This window comes from Streptomyces sp. NPDC051738 (genome assembly GCF_044453205.1).
Taxonomy (GTDB): domain Bacteria; phylum Actinomycetota; class Actinomycetes; order Streptomycetales; family Streptomycetaceae; genus Streptomyces.
Genome location: NZ_JBITCM010000004.1, coordinates 412,358 through 424,407, shown reverse-complemented (window position 1 = coordinate 424,407; position 12,050 = coordinate 412,358). Strand labels below are relative to the sequence as shown.

At 71.3% G+C, this 12,050-nt stretch carries 13 protein-coding genes; 7 read left to right on the top strand and 6 right to left on the bottom strand.

Going from position 1 to position 12,050, the window contains the following annotated elements:
• Positions 1 to 297 precede the first annotated feature (297 nt).
• Positions 298 to 810, top strand: coding sequence for a sigma factor-like helix-turn-helix DNA-binding protein (locus tag ACIA8X_RS12590; RefSeq protein ID WP_399458276.1), 513 nt, complete (start codon positions 298 to 300; stop codon positions 808 to 810).
• On the top strand, positions 807 to 1,055 hold the full coding sequence (locus ACIA8X_RS12585) for a hypothetical protein (protein WP_399458275.1): 249 nt from the start codon (positions 807 to 809) through the stop codon (positions 1,053 to 1,055). Before ACIA8X_RS12590 ends, ACIA8X_RS12585 begins: the two co-directional genes overlap by 4 nt.
• A gap of 13 nt (positions 1,056 to 1,068) precedes the next feature.
• Here ACIA8X_RS12585 and ACIA8X_RS12580 read toward each other — a convergent pair whose 3' ends face one another.
• Positions 1,069 to 2,223 (bottom strand): cystathionine gamma-synthase, encoded by a 1,155-nt coding sequence (locus tag ACIA8X_RS12580; RefSeq protein WP_393448309.1) that lies wholly within the window; start codon positions 2,221 to 2,223, stop codon positions 1,069 to 1,071.
• 284 nt (positions 2,224 to 2,507) lie between these two features.
• On the opposite strand from ACIA8X_RS12580, the gene ACIA8X_RS12575 reads away from it, so the two are divergent.
• From ACIA8X_RS12575 to ACIA8X_RS12565, 3 genes are all read left to right on the top strand, one after another.
• Complete coding sequence (locus tag ACIA8X_RS12575) at positions 2,508 to 3,626, top strand: hypothetical protein (RefSeq protein ID WP_393448311.1); 1,119 nt, start codon at positions 2,508 to 2,510, stop codon at positions 3,624 to 3,626.
• 220 nt (positions 3,627 to 3,846) lie between these two features.
• The gene (locus tag ACIA8X_RS12570; RefSeq protein WP_393448977.1) at positions 3,847 to 4,512 is read left to right on the top strand and encodes a HEAT repeat domain-containing protein; all 666 of its coding nucleotides are present in this window, start codon (positions 3,847 to 3,849) and stop codon (positions 4,510 to 4,512) included.
• Positions 4,513 to 4,515: 3 nt separating this feature from the next.
• Positions 4,516 to 5,520, top strand: coding sequence for a MerR family transcriptional regulator (locus ACIA8X_RS12565; RefSeq protein WP_393448313.1), 1,005 nt, complete (start codon positions 4,516 to 4,518; stop codon positions 5,518 to 5,520).
• Positions 5,521 to 5,663: 143 nt separating this feature from the next.
• Here ACIA8X_RS12565 and msrA read toward each other — a convergent pair whose 3' ends face one another.
• From msrA to ACIA8X_RS12550, 3 genes are all read right to left on the bottom strand, one after another.
• Positions 5,664 to 6,176, bottom strand: coding sequence for a peptide-methionine (S)-S-oxide reductase MsrA (gene msrA / locus ACIA8X_RS12560; RefSeq protein ID WP_393448315.1), 513 nt, complete (start codon positions 6,174 to 6,176; stop codon positions 5,664 to 5,666).
• Positions 6,177 to 6,307: 131 nt separating this feature from the next.
• Positions 6,308 to 6,958 carry a hypothetical protein gene (locus ACIA8X_RS12555; RefSeq protein WP_399458274.1) on the bottom strand — a complete coding sequence of 217 codons (651 nt, stop codon included), beginning with the start codon at positions 6,956 to 6,958 and terminating at the stop codon, positions 6,308 to 6,310.
• 131 nt (positions 6,959 to 7,089) lie between these two features.
• Positions 7,090 to 7,887 carry a carbon-nitrogen family hydrolase gene (locus ACIA8X_RS12550; RefSeq protein ID WP_393448319.1) on the bottom strand — a complete coding sequence of 266 codons (798 nt, stop codon included), beginning with the start codon at positions 7,885 to 7,887 and terminating at the stop codon, positions 7,090 to 7,092.
• A gap of 101 nt (positions 7,888 to 7,988) precedes the next feature.
• On the opposite strand from ACIA8X_RS12550, the gene ACIA8X_RS12545 reads away from it, so the two are divergent.
• Entirely contained in the window at positions 7,989 to 8,453 is a 465-nt protein-coding gene (locus ACIA8X_RS12545; RefSeq protein ID WP_393448321.1) for an SRPBCC family protein, read from the top strand.
• A 232-nt stretch (positions 8,454 to 8,685) separates the two neighbouring features.
• On the opposite strand, the gene ACIA8X_RS12540 is transcribed toward ACIA8X_RS12545, so the two are convergent.
• Positions 8,686 to 9,642: a helix-turn-helix domain-containing protein gene (locus ACIA8X_RS12540; RefSeq protein WP_393448323.1), complete on the bottom strand. Its 957-nt coding sequence runs from the start codon at positions 9,640 to 9,642 to the stop codon at positions 8,686 to 8,688.
• 181 nt (positions 9,643 to 9,823) lie between these two features.
• On the opposite strand from ACIA8X_RS12540, the gene ACIA8X_RS12535 reads away from it, so the two are divergent.
• Positions 9,824 to 10,864 carry an NAD(P)-dependent alcohol dehydrogenase gene (locus tag ACIA8X_RS12535; protein ID WP_393448325.1) on the top strand — a complete coding sequence of 347 codons (1,041 nt, stop codon included), beginning with the start codon at positions 9,824 to 9,826 and terminating at the stop codon, positions 10,862 to 10,864.
• Positions 10,865 to 10,977: 113 nt separating this feature from the next.
• On the opposite strand, the gene ACIA8X_RS12530 is transcribed toward ACIA8X_RS12535, so the two are convergent.
• Positions 10,978 to 12,030, bottom strand: coding sequence for a FecCD family ABC transporter permease (locus tag ACIA8X_RS12530; RefSeq protein WP_393448327.1), 1,053 nt, complete (start codon positions 12,028 to 12,030; stop codon positions 10,978 to 10,980).
• Positions 12,031 to 12,050: the final 20 nt, after the last annotated feature.

The following is a 12,050-nucleotide window of genomic DNA, read 5'->3' as shown; positions in this document are numbered from 1 at the left end:
CCGCGCCGAGACATCGCCCTCGCTCCACCACAACGCCCCCAGCGGGTGGGTGGGGGATCGGGACGGTACGACCACCGCCTCGGACGCCAGACGGGCTGAAACGCGCGGACCGGCGCCTAGAAGGTGTCGCCCGCTTCGCCAAGCGCCCCCTGCGGGTGGGTGGGGCTAGGGACGGAGTCCCCCTTGGGTGGGTCCCGGCTCTTGACCCCATGCCGTCGCTGGCCTCATATGAAATCGGGTCCTCTTTCTCGTACGCGGGGGCCTGGTTCCGCAGGGTTCAGTCAGGCGGGAGGAGTGGTGGGACGACGGCGTGCGGCCCAGGACGCCCGTCGGGCCCGGGAGTTCGAGGCATTCGTCGCGGGCGCGGCAGGGCGGCTGCTGTATGCCGCCACGCTGCTCACCGCGGAGCCGCCGCAGGACAACCCGCGCGCGAGGCGCCTGCTGACGCTGTCCCTCGCGCACACGTACGCGTGCTGGGAGCGGCTGCGCGGCGAGGATCCGTACGACCAGGCCCGCCAGTATCTGGCCACCCGCTTCTCCCGCGCCGCCTGGCACCAGTACGGCGGCCTGGGCGCGCTCGGCCGGTTCCGCCCGCGCTCCTACGGGCCGCTCGCCCGGCTTGCCCCGCAGGAACGCCTGATCCTAGTGCTGCGGCTGTACGAGGGGGTCGCCGAGGAGCAGGTGGCGGCCCTGCTCGGGCTGCCCAGGGAACGCGTTCGCGCGATCTGCGACCGGGCTACGGCCACCCTGCTGCATCCGCCCTGGGAACCCTCACCGGCCGTGCTGGGAGCGAAGGCGGTGTCGCCGTGAATCGCCTCCAACGGGAAGCGGCCGTACGGCAGATCATGCAAGGTACGCCGCCGCCGGTGCCGCCGGAGCTGTACGCGGAGATCGTGCGGCGCGGTGGCCGTATGCAGCGCCGCAGGACGGTCGCCGTACGCCTGATGTGGCTGCTGCTGTTCGCCGCGGCGGTGGCGTTCGTGGTGTGGGCCGTGACGGCCCGGCCGTGGGTGGAGCCGCCGTCGGAGACGACTCCACCGCTGACGGGCTGGTGAGACCTTCAGGTGACTAGCCGAGGGCCTGCTGGAGGTCTTCCAGAAGGTCGTCGACGTTCTCGATGCCCACGGAGAGGCGGACGAGGTCGGCGGGGACCTCCAGGGCCGAGCCGGCCACGGACGCGTGCGTCATGCGTCCCGGGTGCTCGATGAGGGACTCGACCCCGCCCAGGGACTCGCCCAGCGTGAACACCTTGGCGCGGTTGCAGACCTCGACGGCTGCCTCCTCGCCGCCGGTGACCTGGAAGGAGACCATGCCGCCGAACGACTTCATCTGCTTGGCGGCGACCTCGTGACCGGGGTGCTCGGGCAGGCCCGGGTACAGAACGCGCGTCACGCGCGCGTGCCGGGTGAGCATGTCGGCGATCTTCGTGGCGTTCTCGCTGTGCCGGTCCATGCGCACCGACAGCGTCTTGGTGCCGCGCAGCACCAGCCAGGAGTCGAAGGGCCCGGCGACCGCGCCCATCGCGTTCTGGTGGAAGGCGAGTTCGTCGCCGAGGTCCGAGTCGCTGACGACCAGCGCGCCGCCGACGACGTCCGAGTGGCCGCCCATGTACTTGGTCAGGGAGTGCACCACGATGTCCGCGCCGAGGGACAGCGGCTGCTGCAGATACGGCGTCGCGAAGGTGTTGTCGACGACGAGCTTCGCTCCCGCGTCCCGGGCGATCTGGGCCACCGCGGCGATGTCGGTGATGCCGAGCAGCGGGTTGGAGGGGGTCTCCACCCACACGATCTTGGTCTTCGGGGTGATGGCGGCCCGGACGGCGGACGGGTCACTGGTGTCGGCGACCGACCACTCAACCCCCCACCGGGCGACGACCTTGGCGAAGAGGCGGAACGTGCCGCCGTACGCGTCATTGGGGATGACCACGTGGTCGCCGGGGCTGAGCAGCGTACGCAACAGGCAGTCCTCGGCCGCCAGTCCGGACGCGAACGCAAGGCCGCGGCGACCGCCCTCCAGGGCGGCGAGGTTCTCCTCCAGGGCGGTCCTGGTCGGGTTGGCGCTGCGGCTGTACTCGTAGCCGCCGCGCAGACCGCCCACGCCGTCCTGCTTGTAGGTCGAGACCTGGTAGATCGGCGGGACGACCGCACCGGTGAGGGGGTCTGCCGTGTTGCCCGCGTGGATGGCGAGCGTCTCGAAGTGCTGACTGATGTGCCTGTCGCTCATGTGCACCGAGCGTAGTGCGCGAACGGGGCGGATGACTCCGTCGGCTCAGCCGGACCACCACGCGCGGCCGATTTCAGGCCCTCCGGCGTTGGCCCGGGCCCTGCTGGGGGCCTGCGGCCCCCAGACCCCCGCTTCGGCCCTGAAAGGGCCTCGTCCTCAAACGCCGGACGGGCTGAATTTACCGACCCGGCACTGACGGCGGTATGCGAACCCCACAGAACCCTTTCTCCACAGGCGCCCGACCTCGTTGGCCATTTGTCCGCGGCGTCTGGAACGCTGGGGGCATGGAGATTCTCTGGGTCCTGATCGCGCTCGTCATGCTCGGCTTTGTGGTGCTGCCGTTCATGAGGCGCAGGCGGGGCATGATCGAGCAGGTCCCGCCGGGCCACCCGGACGCAGCGGACCCGGCGAACTACGGCTTCGTGCGGCAGGAGGAGCTGGACATCCGCATGCCCGGCCCGGACCAGGACCTGCTGGACGTCCTCGACCTGGTGCAGCGCACCCAGGACTACCGCGCGGCCTCGCAGCTGCTGGCCGGCACGGAGGCGGAGGGCGAGCGGCGCTGGCAGCGCGTGCAGGCCTTCGCCGGTGCCGCGTCGCTGGAGCTGCAGCAGCGGCCGGGCGGCGTCAGCGAGTCCCCGGGCGGGCAGTGGCTGCGGGTGTGGCGGTCCGAACAGCCCAAGGACGCGGGCGGGGCGGCCGTCCACGCGGAGTTCCTCGTACAGCAGGCGTGGCGCACGGCGACGCCGGGCACGGACGAGTTCCGGATCATCATGGAGGAGGCGAGGTCGGCGTGCGCCGACGCGGCACTGCTCGCCCCCGGTGACCCGATCCCGTACATCGTCGAACTGTCGGTGGCCCGTGGACTGGCCTATCCCCGGGCGGAGTTCGAGCAGCTCTGGCTGAAGATCCTGGACCGCGCACCGGCCCACATGGGCGCCCACCTGGCGGCCCTGCACTACTGGTGCGAGAAGTGGCACGGCTCGCGCAAGCAGGCGTACGACTTCGCGGAGGCCGCGGCGGCCCGCGCTCCCCAGGGATCCCTGCTCGCCGCCATGCCGCTCTTCGCGGTCTTCGAGCACCTGCCCGAGGTGAACCTGGTCAGCGGCTTCTACCAGAGCGAGGTCGTGACGAAGGCGATGCACGGCGCGCTGTTCGCGGTGCACGCGGCCCGCACCGACGACCCGATGCTGGCGCACGTACGCCATCTGCTGGTCTTCTTCCTGGTCCGCGGCGAGCGCTGGGCGGAGGCCATGAACCAGCTGATACACGTCGACGGCCATGTCGGCGCCCTCCCCTGGACCCTGTCCGGCGACCCGGCGGCGGAGTTCGCGGTCTACCGCGCGCTGGCGGTCGCGGGCTACGAGGCGAACGGCGGCAGCCCGGCGACGCTCCCGCACTGAGCCCAGCGGCCATCCCGGGCTCGGCTGCTGCTGGGGCGCCGAGCGCGAGTTCTGGCAGTCGGTGGAGGGTGTGGGGATGACCCTGATCTCGTATCCCGCATCTCGTACGCCTCCTGAGCTCTCCAGCCTCTCCGGCCTCTCCGGCCTCGCCCGGTGAGCAGTTGACCTTGACACCGTGACAAGGCCTTCACTGCTTGCCGAGGAGGTGGTCTCGGTGACCATGACGGGACAGGACGCGGATGCGACACGAGTGCTTCGGGGCCTGGAGGACGGCCGTTCGTCCGTGCGGCTGCGGGCGGCTCTGGCGGTCGGTACGACGCCGGATCCGCGCTTCGTCGACAAGCTCATCGAGCGGTGCGCGATCGAGTCCGAGTTCTTCGTCCGCGACATGCTGACCTGGGCGCTCACCCGCCACCCGGTGTCCAGGACGCTCCCGGCGTTGCTTCGCGAACTCTGCTCGGAGCGGGCGCAGGCACGGAGCCAGGCGCTGCACACGCTGTCCAAGATCGGGGACCGGCAGGCGTGGCCGGCGATCACACGGGCGCTGCTGTCCGACGCCGACGACGAGGTGGCGCGGAGCGCCTGGCGGGCCGCGGTCGTGCTCGTGCCGGAAGGTGAGGAGTCCGGGTTGGCCATGGTGCTGGCGACGCAGCTCGGGCGCGGTGAGCGGGAGACGCAGCTGAGTCTCAGCCGGGCGCTGGTCGCGCTGGGGGAGGTCGTACTGCCGACTCTGCGTGGGGCGACGACGGACCCTGTCCGGCATGTGCGCACCCACGCGCTCGCCACGGAACGGCTGCTGCGCGACCCGGATGCCGGATTCGAGTTCGCGATCGAGGAGGCGAAGCGCGTCGTGGCCCTCGGCGGGGACGGCCAGAAGGGACGGTAGGACGTGTTGATCGGTGAGGTGGCGCGGCGGTCCGGGGTCAGTGCCCGCATGCTCAGGCACTACGAGTCGCTCGGCCTGCTGCGGCCCTCGGGGCGTACGGGCTCCGGCTATCGGGAGTACTCCGGCGAGGACATCCGGCGGATCTTCCACATCGAGAGCCTGAGGTCGCTGGGGCTGTCGTTGCGTGAGATCGGACGTGCGCTCGACGATCCCGGCTTCATGCCCTCGGCGCTCGTCGACGACCTCATCCGTCAGACGCGCGAACGGATCGCGGCGGAGACCGAACTGCTCACGCGGCTCCGCCGGATCGACGCCGCGGAACCCGCCGGCTGGGAGGACGTCCTCCAGGTCGTCGCATTCCTCCAGGCGCTGGGGTCGAAGAGCGCCGCCGCACGTCAGCGCGCGGCCCTTTCCTCGGTCGACGAGGTTCCGGTGCCGGTGGAGGCCCTGGTCGAGGCGGTGCTGAGGGAGACGGAGCCGAACGTCGCCGGAGCCCTGCGATGGGCGCTGGCGCGATCGGGCGACGGCGGCACGGCACTGCTGGCGGACGGCCTCGGCTCACCGCTGGCCTCGGTGCGGGAACGTGCCGTTCAGGCCCTCGCCGAGATTCCCGGTGATGAGGCCACCGCCCGGCTGCGGGACGCCCTCGCGGACACCGATGTCGTGGTCCGCGGCCATGCGGCTCTGGCGCTCGGGACGCGTGGAGTGCCGGACGCCGTCCCGGCGCTCATCGACATGATCGTGGCGGGACGGAACGACACCGACGCGGCCGACGCGCTGAGCATGCTGGCGGGCGACACCGAGATGCTGGATCAGATCGCCACCGGGCTCGTCGGCCGCCTCACCCACGACACCACCGACGCGCCTGCCCGCGTACGGCTGACCCAGGCGCTGGCGGACATCCCGGGGAATACGGCTTCACGTGCCCTCGTGGAGTTGTCGCATGACGGGGAGCGTGCCGTCGCGCTGACCGCGACGTACCTTCTTCGGCTACGTGAGGCACGGTGACGGATCTTCGCTGCCCCCTGTTCACGCAGTGCGGGGCACCGCCGGTCCCACAGACACAGACGCAGACGCAGACGCAAGCGCGGCCCGGCGGACGGGTAGGCCTCTGCCAGTGAGCCTCCCCGGTCCGCCGGGCCGCCTCGCGGTCAGCCCTCGGCGCGGGCGGGCAGCCGCCATCCCGGGCGCGGGAAGTGGCAGGTGTAGCCGTCGGGGTAACGCTGCAGGTAGTCCTGGTGCTCGGGCTCGGCCTCCCAGAAGGGGCCCACCGGCTCCACCTCGGTGACGACCTTGCCCGGCCACAGGCCGGAGGCGTCCACATCCGCGATCGTGTCCTCGGCGATCCGCTTCTGCTCGTCGTCCACGTAGTAGATCGCCGAGCGGTAGCTGAGGCCGATGTCGTTGCCCTGGCGGTTCTTCGTGCTCGGGTCGTGGATCTGGAAGAAAAACTCCAGGAGCGCGCGGAAGTCGGTCCCCGCGGGGTCGAAAAGGATCTCAATGGCCTCCGCGTGCGTGCCGTGGTTACGGTACGTCGCGTTCGCCACGTCACCCCCGGTGTATCCCACCCGGGTCGCCGTCACGCCCGGAAGTCGGCGGATCAGCTCCTCCATACCCCAGAAGCATCCGCCGGCCAGCACGGCCCTCTGCGTCTGCGCAGCCATCGTGGCCCTCCAATATCTGTCAGCTCGGTCACTCGGGCTGCTCTGCTCGCACACCACCGGCATCCCAGGCCCACCCTCGTCAACGCACGAGGGTCCCAGGCGATTCCGTACCCGTCCGACCGGCCCCGCGGTCACCGCTCATGGCGTGGGAGCGTCGTGCCCGGAGGTGGGCGGGGAGGCGGGGAGGCGGCGAGGAAGTCCCGGTTCACCGGTGTGAAGTACACCCGGGCCCAGGAGCCGTCCACGAATCCGATCTCATAGTTCTTGTTGGACACGTCGCGACGGTCGCGCAGCCACGCGACCTGACGGATGTCGACGGCCCAACCGGGCTCGGCCTGGCCGAGCTCGTCACTCCGGCGGCCGCGCTGGACGTAGGTGACCCGCAGTTTCCGATCGGTCAGCTGGAGCACCTGCACCACGCCCGTCGTCCTCGAAATGGGATGCAGCGCTGCGGCGAACTGCCCGGCAAGGCTGTTCCAACCACCCTTGAGGGGCTTGCCCTTCTTGCGCTCCCAGTCGAACAGGGCCTCAAAAAGGGCGCCCAGGAGATCCGTCACCACCAGGAGGAACAGGAGCCGGGTCTTCATCCCTTCCCAACGGTCGCCGGGCATCCGCAGTCCGCGCAGCACACGCGGGCGGCGCCCCCTGCGCGGCTTGGGAACCCGTTGCCCAGGCCAGGCCGGCTGACCGGCGACGATCCGCTCGCCGTCCGGCAGAACCTGCGCCGCCCTTGCCTCAACTTCCGTCAACCTCAACGGACGCAGCGCCGCGCTCCATGTCATCCGATGACCTCCCGGACCGATCTTCCCTCAACAGGCGATACTGGACCCGTAGATGGCCCTGGCCCCGAACGCCGGGGCCATCGCTCACCGCCGGTCGCCGGTCGCCGGTCGCCGGTCGCCGCTCACCGGTGTCACCGTAGCCCGGGCGCCTCGACGGCAAGGACGCGGTCGCGCAGTACGGGGAGTTCGGTGCGGATCCGGGCGATCTCGGCCAGGTCCAGATCCACCGTCACCGTCTCCTCCTCCATGAGGGCCTCGCCCAGGACGGTTCCCCAGGGGTCGACGACCACGCTGTGGCCGCCCTGCCGCATCCCGCCGTGGGTGCCCGTGGCGCAGCAGGCGAGGAGGAAGACCTGTTCCTCCAGGGCCCTGGTGCGGGTGAGGAGCTGCCAGTGGCTGAGCCGGGCCGCGGGCCATGCCGCGGGCACCACGATCAGCTCGGCGCCCGCGTCGAGCAGGCCCCGGAAGAGCTCCGGGAAGCGGAGGTCGTAGCAGATGGCGAGGCCGATCGCGCCGAAGTCGGTGGGCACGGTGACGATGTGGTCGCCGCCGCCCATCAAGGTCGCCTCGCCGGTGTCGAAGCCGTACCGGTGGATCTTGCGATAGCTGCCGCGCAGGTCGCCGCCCCGGTCGAAGAGGAGCGCGGTGTTGTACAGCGTCCCGTCCGCGTCCCGCTCGACGATCGATCCGGCGTGGAGCCACAGCCCGGCCTGACGAGCGGCGGCGGACATGACCTCGGCCGTGGGGCCGTCGACCGCTTCGGCATCGCGCCCCCAGCGGTCGTAGGCCCAGGCGCCGGCCGCCCACAGCTCCGGCAGGACCACCAGATCGTCGCCCGTCCGGCCGCGGACCAGCGAAGCCGCCCTGTGCCGGCGCTCGTCGGCGGATTCCGACGAGTCCACGGACAGCTGTATCAGCGAGACACGCATGGCTGTCACCTCCGAGACCGCGCACGCACGGTCCAAGGGGAAACCCGTTCCCTTCGAGCGTAGGCCGAGCGAGGGGCGGACCCTGCTGCTTTCATGGGGGCATGACCGGCAGAAGCGTCCTCGTGGAGCGGCGTATCGCCGCGGGCCAGGGGCCTGTGTGGGAAGCCCTGACCGACCTTCGAGGAATGGAGCGGGTGCTCAGCGGTGTCACGAAGGTCGACATCCTCACGGACGGGGCCTTCGGTGTGGGGACGCGGTGGCGGGAGACCCGGCGGATGTTCGGCAAGGAGGCCACCGAGGAGATGTGGGTGACCGCCTGCGATCCGCCCGAGCGCTATGTCGTGGAGGCCGAGTCGCACGGCACCCGCTACATCTCCGAGTGGGTGCTACGGGCCGACGGCCCCTCGGTGACCACAGTCGGGATGACCTTCACCGCCGTGGCCTCCGGCGGCGTCACGGGTCTGCTCGCCAGGATTCTGGGCGGCCTGGGCGCCCGGGCGGTACGGAAGGCCATCGCGAAGGACCTGGACGAGGTCGCCTCGGCGGTCGAGCACCGCAGCGGCTGAGCGTCGGCGGTCAAGCGCCGTAGCGGCTGAGCCTCGGCGATCGAGCATCACAGCAGCTGAGCCTCGGCGATCGAGCACCGCAACGACTGAGCCTCGGCGGTCAAGCGCCGCAGGCGCCGACCCGCACCGGGCCGCGCACCACAACGCGCCCACCCCGCCCCGGGCCGCGCACCACAACCGCCCACCCTCACCGGCCCGACCACCACACCACCGAGCCTCCCCGAAAGCCCCCTCACACCTGCGGAGCCGACGACCCCGCCTTCGTCGCGTCCGCCCCCCAGCTCGCCAGCAGCCGCAACGCCTCCGCCGACGGCGACCCCGGCTCCGCGTGGTACGTGACCAGGCTCTGCTCCGAGCCGTCGGGCAGGCGGAACGACTCGAAGTTCAGGGTCAGCTCGCCCACCAGGGGATGCCGGATGTGCTTGACGCCGTAGCTCTTCTCCTTGACGTCATGCGTGGCCCACAGCCGTCGGAACTCCTCGCTCTTGACGGAGAGTTCGCCGACCAGGGCGGACAGGCGCGGGTCGTCCGGGTGGCAGCCCGCGTCCATGCGCAGATAGCTGACCATGTCGGAGGCCTTCTGGTCCCACTCCACGAACAGCTCGCGGTACTCGGGCCGCAGGAACACCAGCCGCGCCCAGTTCCGCTCCTGCACCGGCAGCTCCGCCCAGTCGCCGAAGACCGCCGCCGCCATCCGGTTCCAGGCGAGGATGTCCGACCGCCGGCCCGAGATGTACGCGGGCACCCCGTCGATCGAGTCCAGCAGCTGCGCCAGCGCCGGCCGTACCTGCTCCGGTCGCGCCGTCGCCTTCTTCTTGTGCTGCTTCGGCTTCGCCAGGTGGGTGAGGTGCGCGTGCTCGGCGTCGCTCAGCCGCAGCGCACGGGCGATCGCGTCGAGGACCTCCGCGGAGACGTTGCGCCCGTTGCCCTGCTCCAGACGCGTGTAGTACGCCACGGACACCCCGGCCAGCTGCGCCAGCTCCTCGCGCCGCAGCCCCGGCACCCGGCGGTGCCGCCCGAAGTCCGGCAGCCCGACGTCCTCGGGCTTCAGCCGGGCACGCCGGGTACGCAGAAACTCGCTGAGCTCGGCGCGCCGGTCCAGGCCGGCACCGGTGTCGGCGGGGGCGCCCAGGGCCTGGCGGGACTGGCCGGCGGTGTGTCCCGGTACGGATTCGGGCTTTTCATCCATGCCTCAAGTATTCCCGGTCGTACGCACACGAGCCTGACCCCCTCAGTGGTAGGACCGTCGGACGTACGAACAACCGAGGTCTGGGTAGCTGCGCCGCCTTTCGGCAGGCTGGGTGCCGTGCCCGGACGAAAGCTGGACCAGAAGGCAGCCGGGCGCACCACCCCGCTAGGAGATCCCCGGCATGACCACCGTCGCCGCATACGCAGCACCCGCCGCCAAGGCTCCGCTGGAGCGCACCACCATCGAGCGCCGCGAAGTCGGCGAGTTCGACGTCCTGATCGACATCAAGTTCGCCGGTATCTGCCACTCGGACATCCACCAGGTCCACGAGGGCTGGGGCGAGGCGATCTTCCCGATGGTCCCCGGCCACGAGATCGCCGGCATCGTCTCCGAGGTCGGGTCCGGCGTCACGAAGTACCAGGTCGGCGACCGCGTGGGCGTCGGCTGCATGGTCGACTCCTGCCGTGAGTGCGAGAACTGCAAGGCCGGTCTGGAGCAGTACTGCACCGGCGGCAACGTCGGCACGTACAACGCCCTCGACAAGAACGGCGAGCCGACCTACGGCGGCTACTCGGAGAAGATCGTCGTCGACGAGAGCTTCGTCGTCCGCATCCCCGACAGCCTGTCCCTGGACGTCGCCGCGCCGCTCCTGTGCGCCGGCATCACCACGTACTCCCCCCTGCGCCACTGGAACGCCGGCCCCGGCAAGAAGGTCGCGATCCTCGGCATGGGCGGCCTCGGCCACATGGGCGTGAAGATCGCGCACGCGCTCGGCGCCGAGGTCACGGTCCTCTCGCAGTCCCTGCGCAAGCAGGAGGACGGGCTGAAGCTGGGCGCGGACCACTACTACGCCACCAGCGACGAGAACACCTTCAAGGAGCTGGCGGGCACCTTCGACCTGATCCTCTCCACGGTCTCGGCCCCGCTGAACCTGGACCGGTTCCTGTCCCTCCTCAGGACGGACGGCGCGTTCGTGAACGTCGGCGCCCCCGAGGAGCCCGTCGCGATCAACCTGTTCTCGGTGATCGGCGGCCGCAAGACCCTCGCCGGCTCCGGCATCGGCGGCATCCAGGAGACCCAGGAGATGCTGGACTTCTGCGCCGAGCACGGCTTCGGCGCCGAGATCGAGCTGATCAGCGCGGACCAGATCAACGAGGCGTACGAGCGGGTGCTGAGCAGCGATGTGCGGTACCGGTTCGTGATCGACACGGCGACCATCTGATACGGACTCCCCTTGGGGAACCCATCCCCCTGACCGAGGGCCCCGGAGCCGCACTGCTCCGGGGCTCTCAGCATGTCGCCGGGCCTTCAGGTTCTCAGCCTGTCGCCGGTCCCTCAGCGCGTCGCCGTCCGACGCCCCAGCAGCCACAGCAGATACGGCCCGCCGACCAGCGCGGTGAGCGCGCCGACCGGGATCTCCAGCGGGGGCAGCAGGGTACGGGCGGCGAGGTCGGCGGCGACGAGCACGATCGCGCCCGTCAACGCGGCGTTGAACAGCGGGAGTTGGGGCGTACGGGTGAGTCGCCGGGCCAGTTGCGGCGCGGTCAGCGCCACGAAGCCGATCGGCCCCGCGGCCCCGGTCGCCGTGGCGGCGAGGACGACGCCGAGGACGGTGAGCCCGAGCCGCACCCGGTCGACCCGTATGCCAAGACCGGCCGCCGTGTCCGCATCGAGCCCGAGCGGCCGCAGGGCCCGGCTCGCCCACACCAGGCCGGGCAGGGACAGACCCAGGACGAGGGCGAGGGGGCCCGCCTGCGCCCAGCCCCGCCCGTTGAGGCTCCCGGTCAGCCACAGCTTGACCTGCTCGGCGGCCTCCAGCTCGCTGTCGGTGAGATAGAGCTGGACGACGGCGGACAGCGCGACCCCGATACCGACGCCGGTGAGCACGAAACGGCTCGGCTGCATGCCGCCTCGCCAGGCGAGCACATAGACGAGGGCAGCCGCGGCGAGCCCTCCGAGGACGGATACGACGGGCATGGCGCCCGGCGAGCTGACGGCACCGGTCGCGAGGGCGAGCACGGTCGCGGCAGCGGCTCCGTGCCCGACGCCGATGACGTCCGGGCTGGCCAGCGGATTCCGGGTGACGGTCTGCACGAGCGCGCCGGCCAGCCCGAGCGCGGCACCGACGAGCGCCCCGACGACGATACGGGGGACGCGCAGTTCGTTGACCACGAGGTCGTGGGGGCCGGTGCCGGTGCGCAGGGTGTGCCAGACGTCGCTGGGCGCGATGTACGTCTGGCCGACGCTCGCCGAAGTGATCATCACGGCCGCGAGGAGCGCCAGGAGGGCGACGGCCACGGCGGCGGAACGACGGTGCAGGAGGAGGGAGACCCGGGGGTGGGGGCGCAGGAGGGTCAGGCCCGCGGCCACGGCTGTACGGCCGCTCACGACACCGCGCCTCTCCGTCG

Bases quoted from the DNA above. Each gene is read 5' to 3' on its own strand.
- ACIA8X_RS12580 (WP_393448309.1), bottom strand. From the start codon at position 2,223: ATGAGCGACAGGCACATCAGTCAGCACTTCGAGACGCTCGCCATCCAC.
- ACIA8X_RS12575 (WP_393448311.1), top strand. From the start codon at position 2,508: ATGGAGATTCTCTGGGTCCTGATCGCGCTCGTCATGCTCGGCTTTGTG.
- ACIA8X_RS12570 (WP_393448977.1), top strand. From the start codon at position 3,847: ATGACGGGACAGGACGCGGATGCGACACGAGTGCTTCGGGGCCTGGAG.
- msrA (WP_393448315.1), bottom strand. From the start codon at position 6,176: ATGGCTGCGCAGACGCAGAGGGCCGTGCTGGCCGGCGGATGCTTCTGG.
- ACIA8X_RS12555 (WP_399458274.1), bottom strand. From the start codon at position 6,958: ATGACATGGAGCGCGGCGCTGCGTCCGTTGAGGTTGACGGAAGTTGAG.
- ACIA8X_RS12550 (WP_393448319.1), bottom strand. From the start codon at position 7,887: ATGCGTGTCTCGCTGATACAGCTGTCCGTGGACTCGTCGGAATCCGCC.
- ACIA8X_RS12545 (WP_393448321.1), top strand. From the start codon at position 7,989: ATGACCGGCAGAAGCGTCCTCGTGGAGCGGCGTATCGCCGCGGGCCAG.
- ACIA8X_RS12540 (WP_393448323.1), bottom strand. From the start codon at position 9,642: ATGGATGAAAAGCCCGAATCCGTACCGGGACACACCGCCGGCCAGTCC.
- ACIA8X_RS12535 (WP_393448325.1), top strand. From the start codon at position 9,824: ATGACCACCGTCGCCGCATACGCAGCACCCGCCGCCAAGGCTCCGCTG.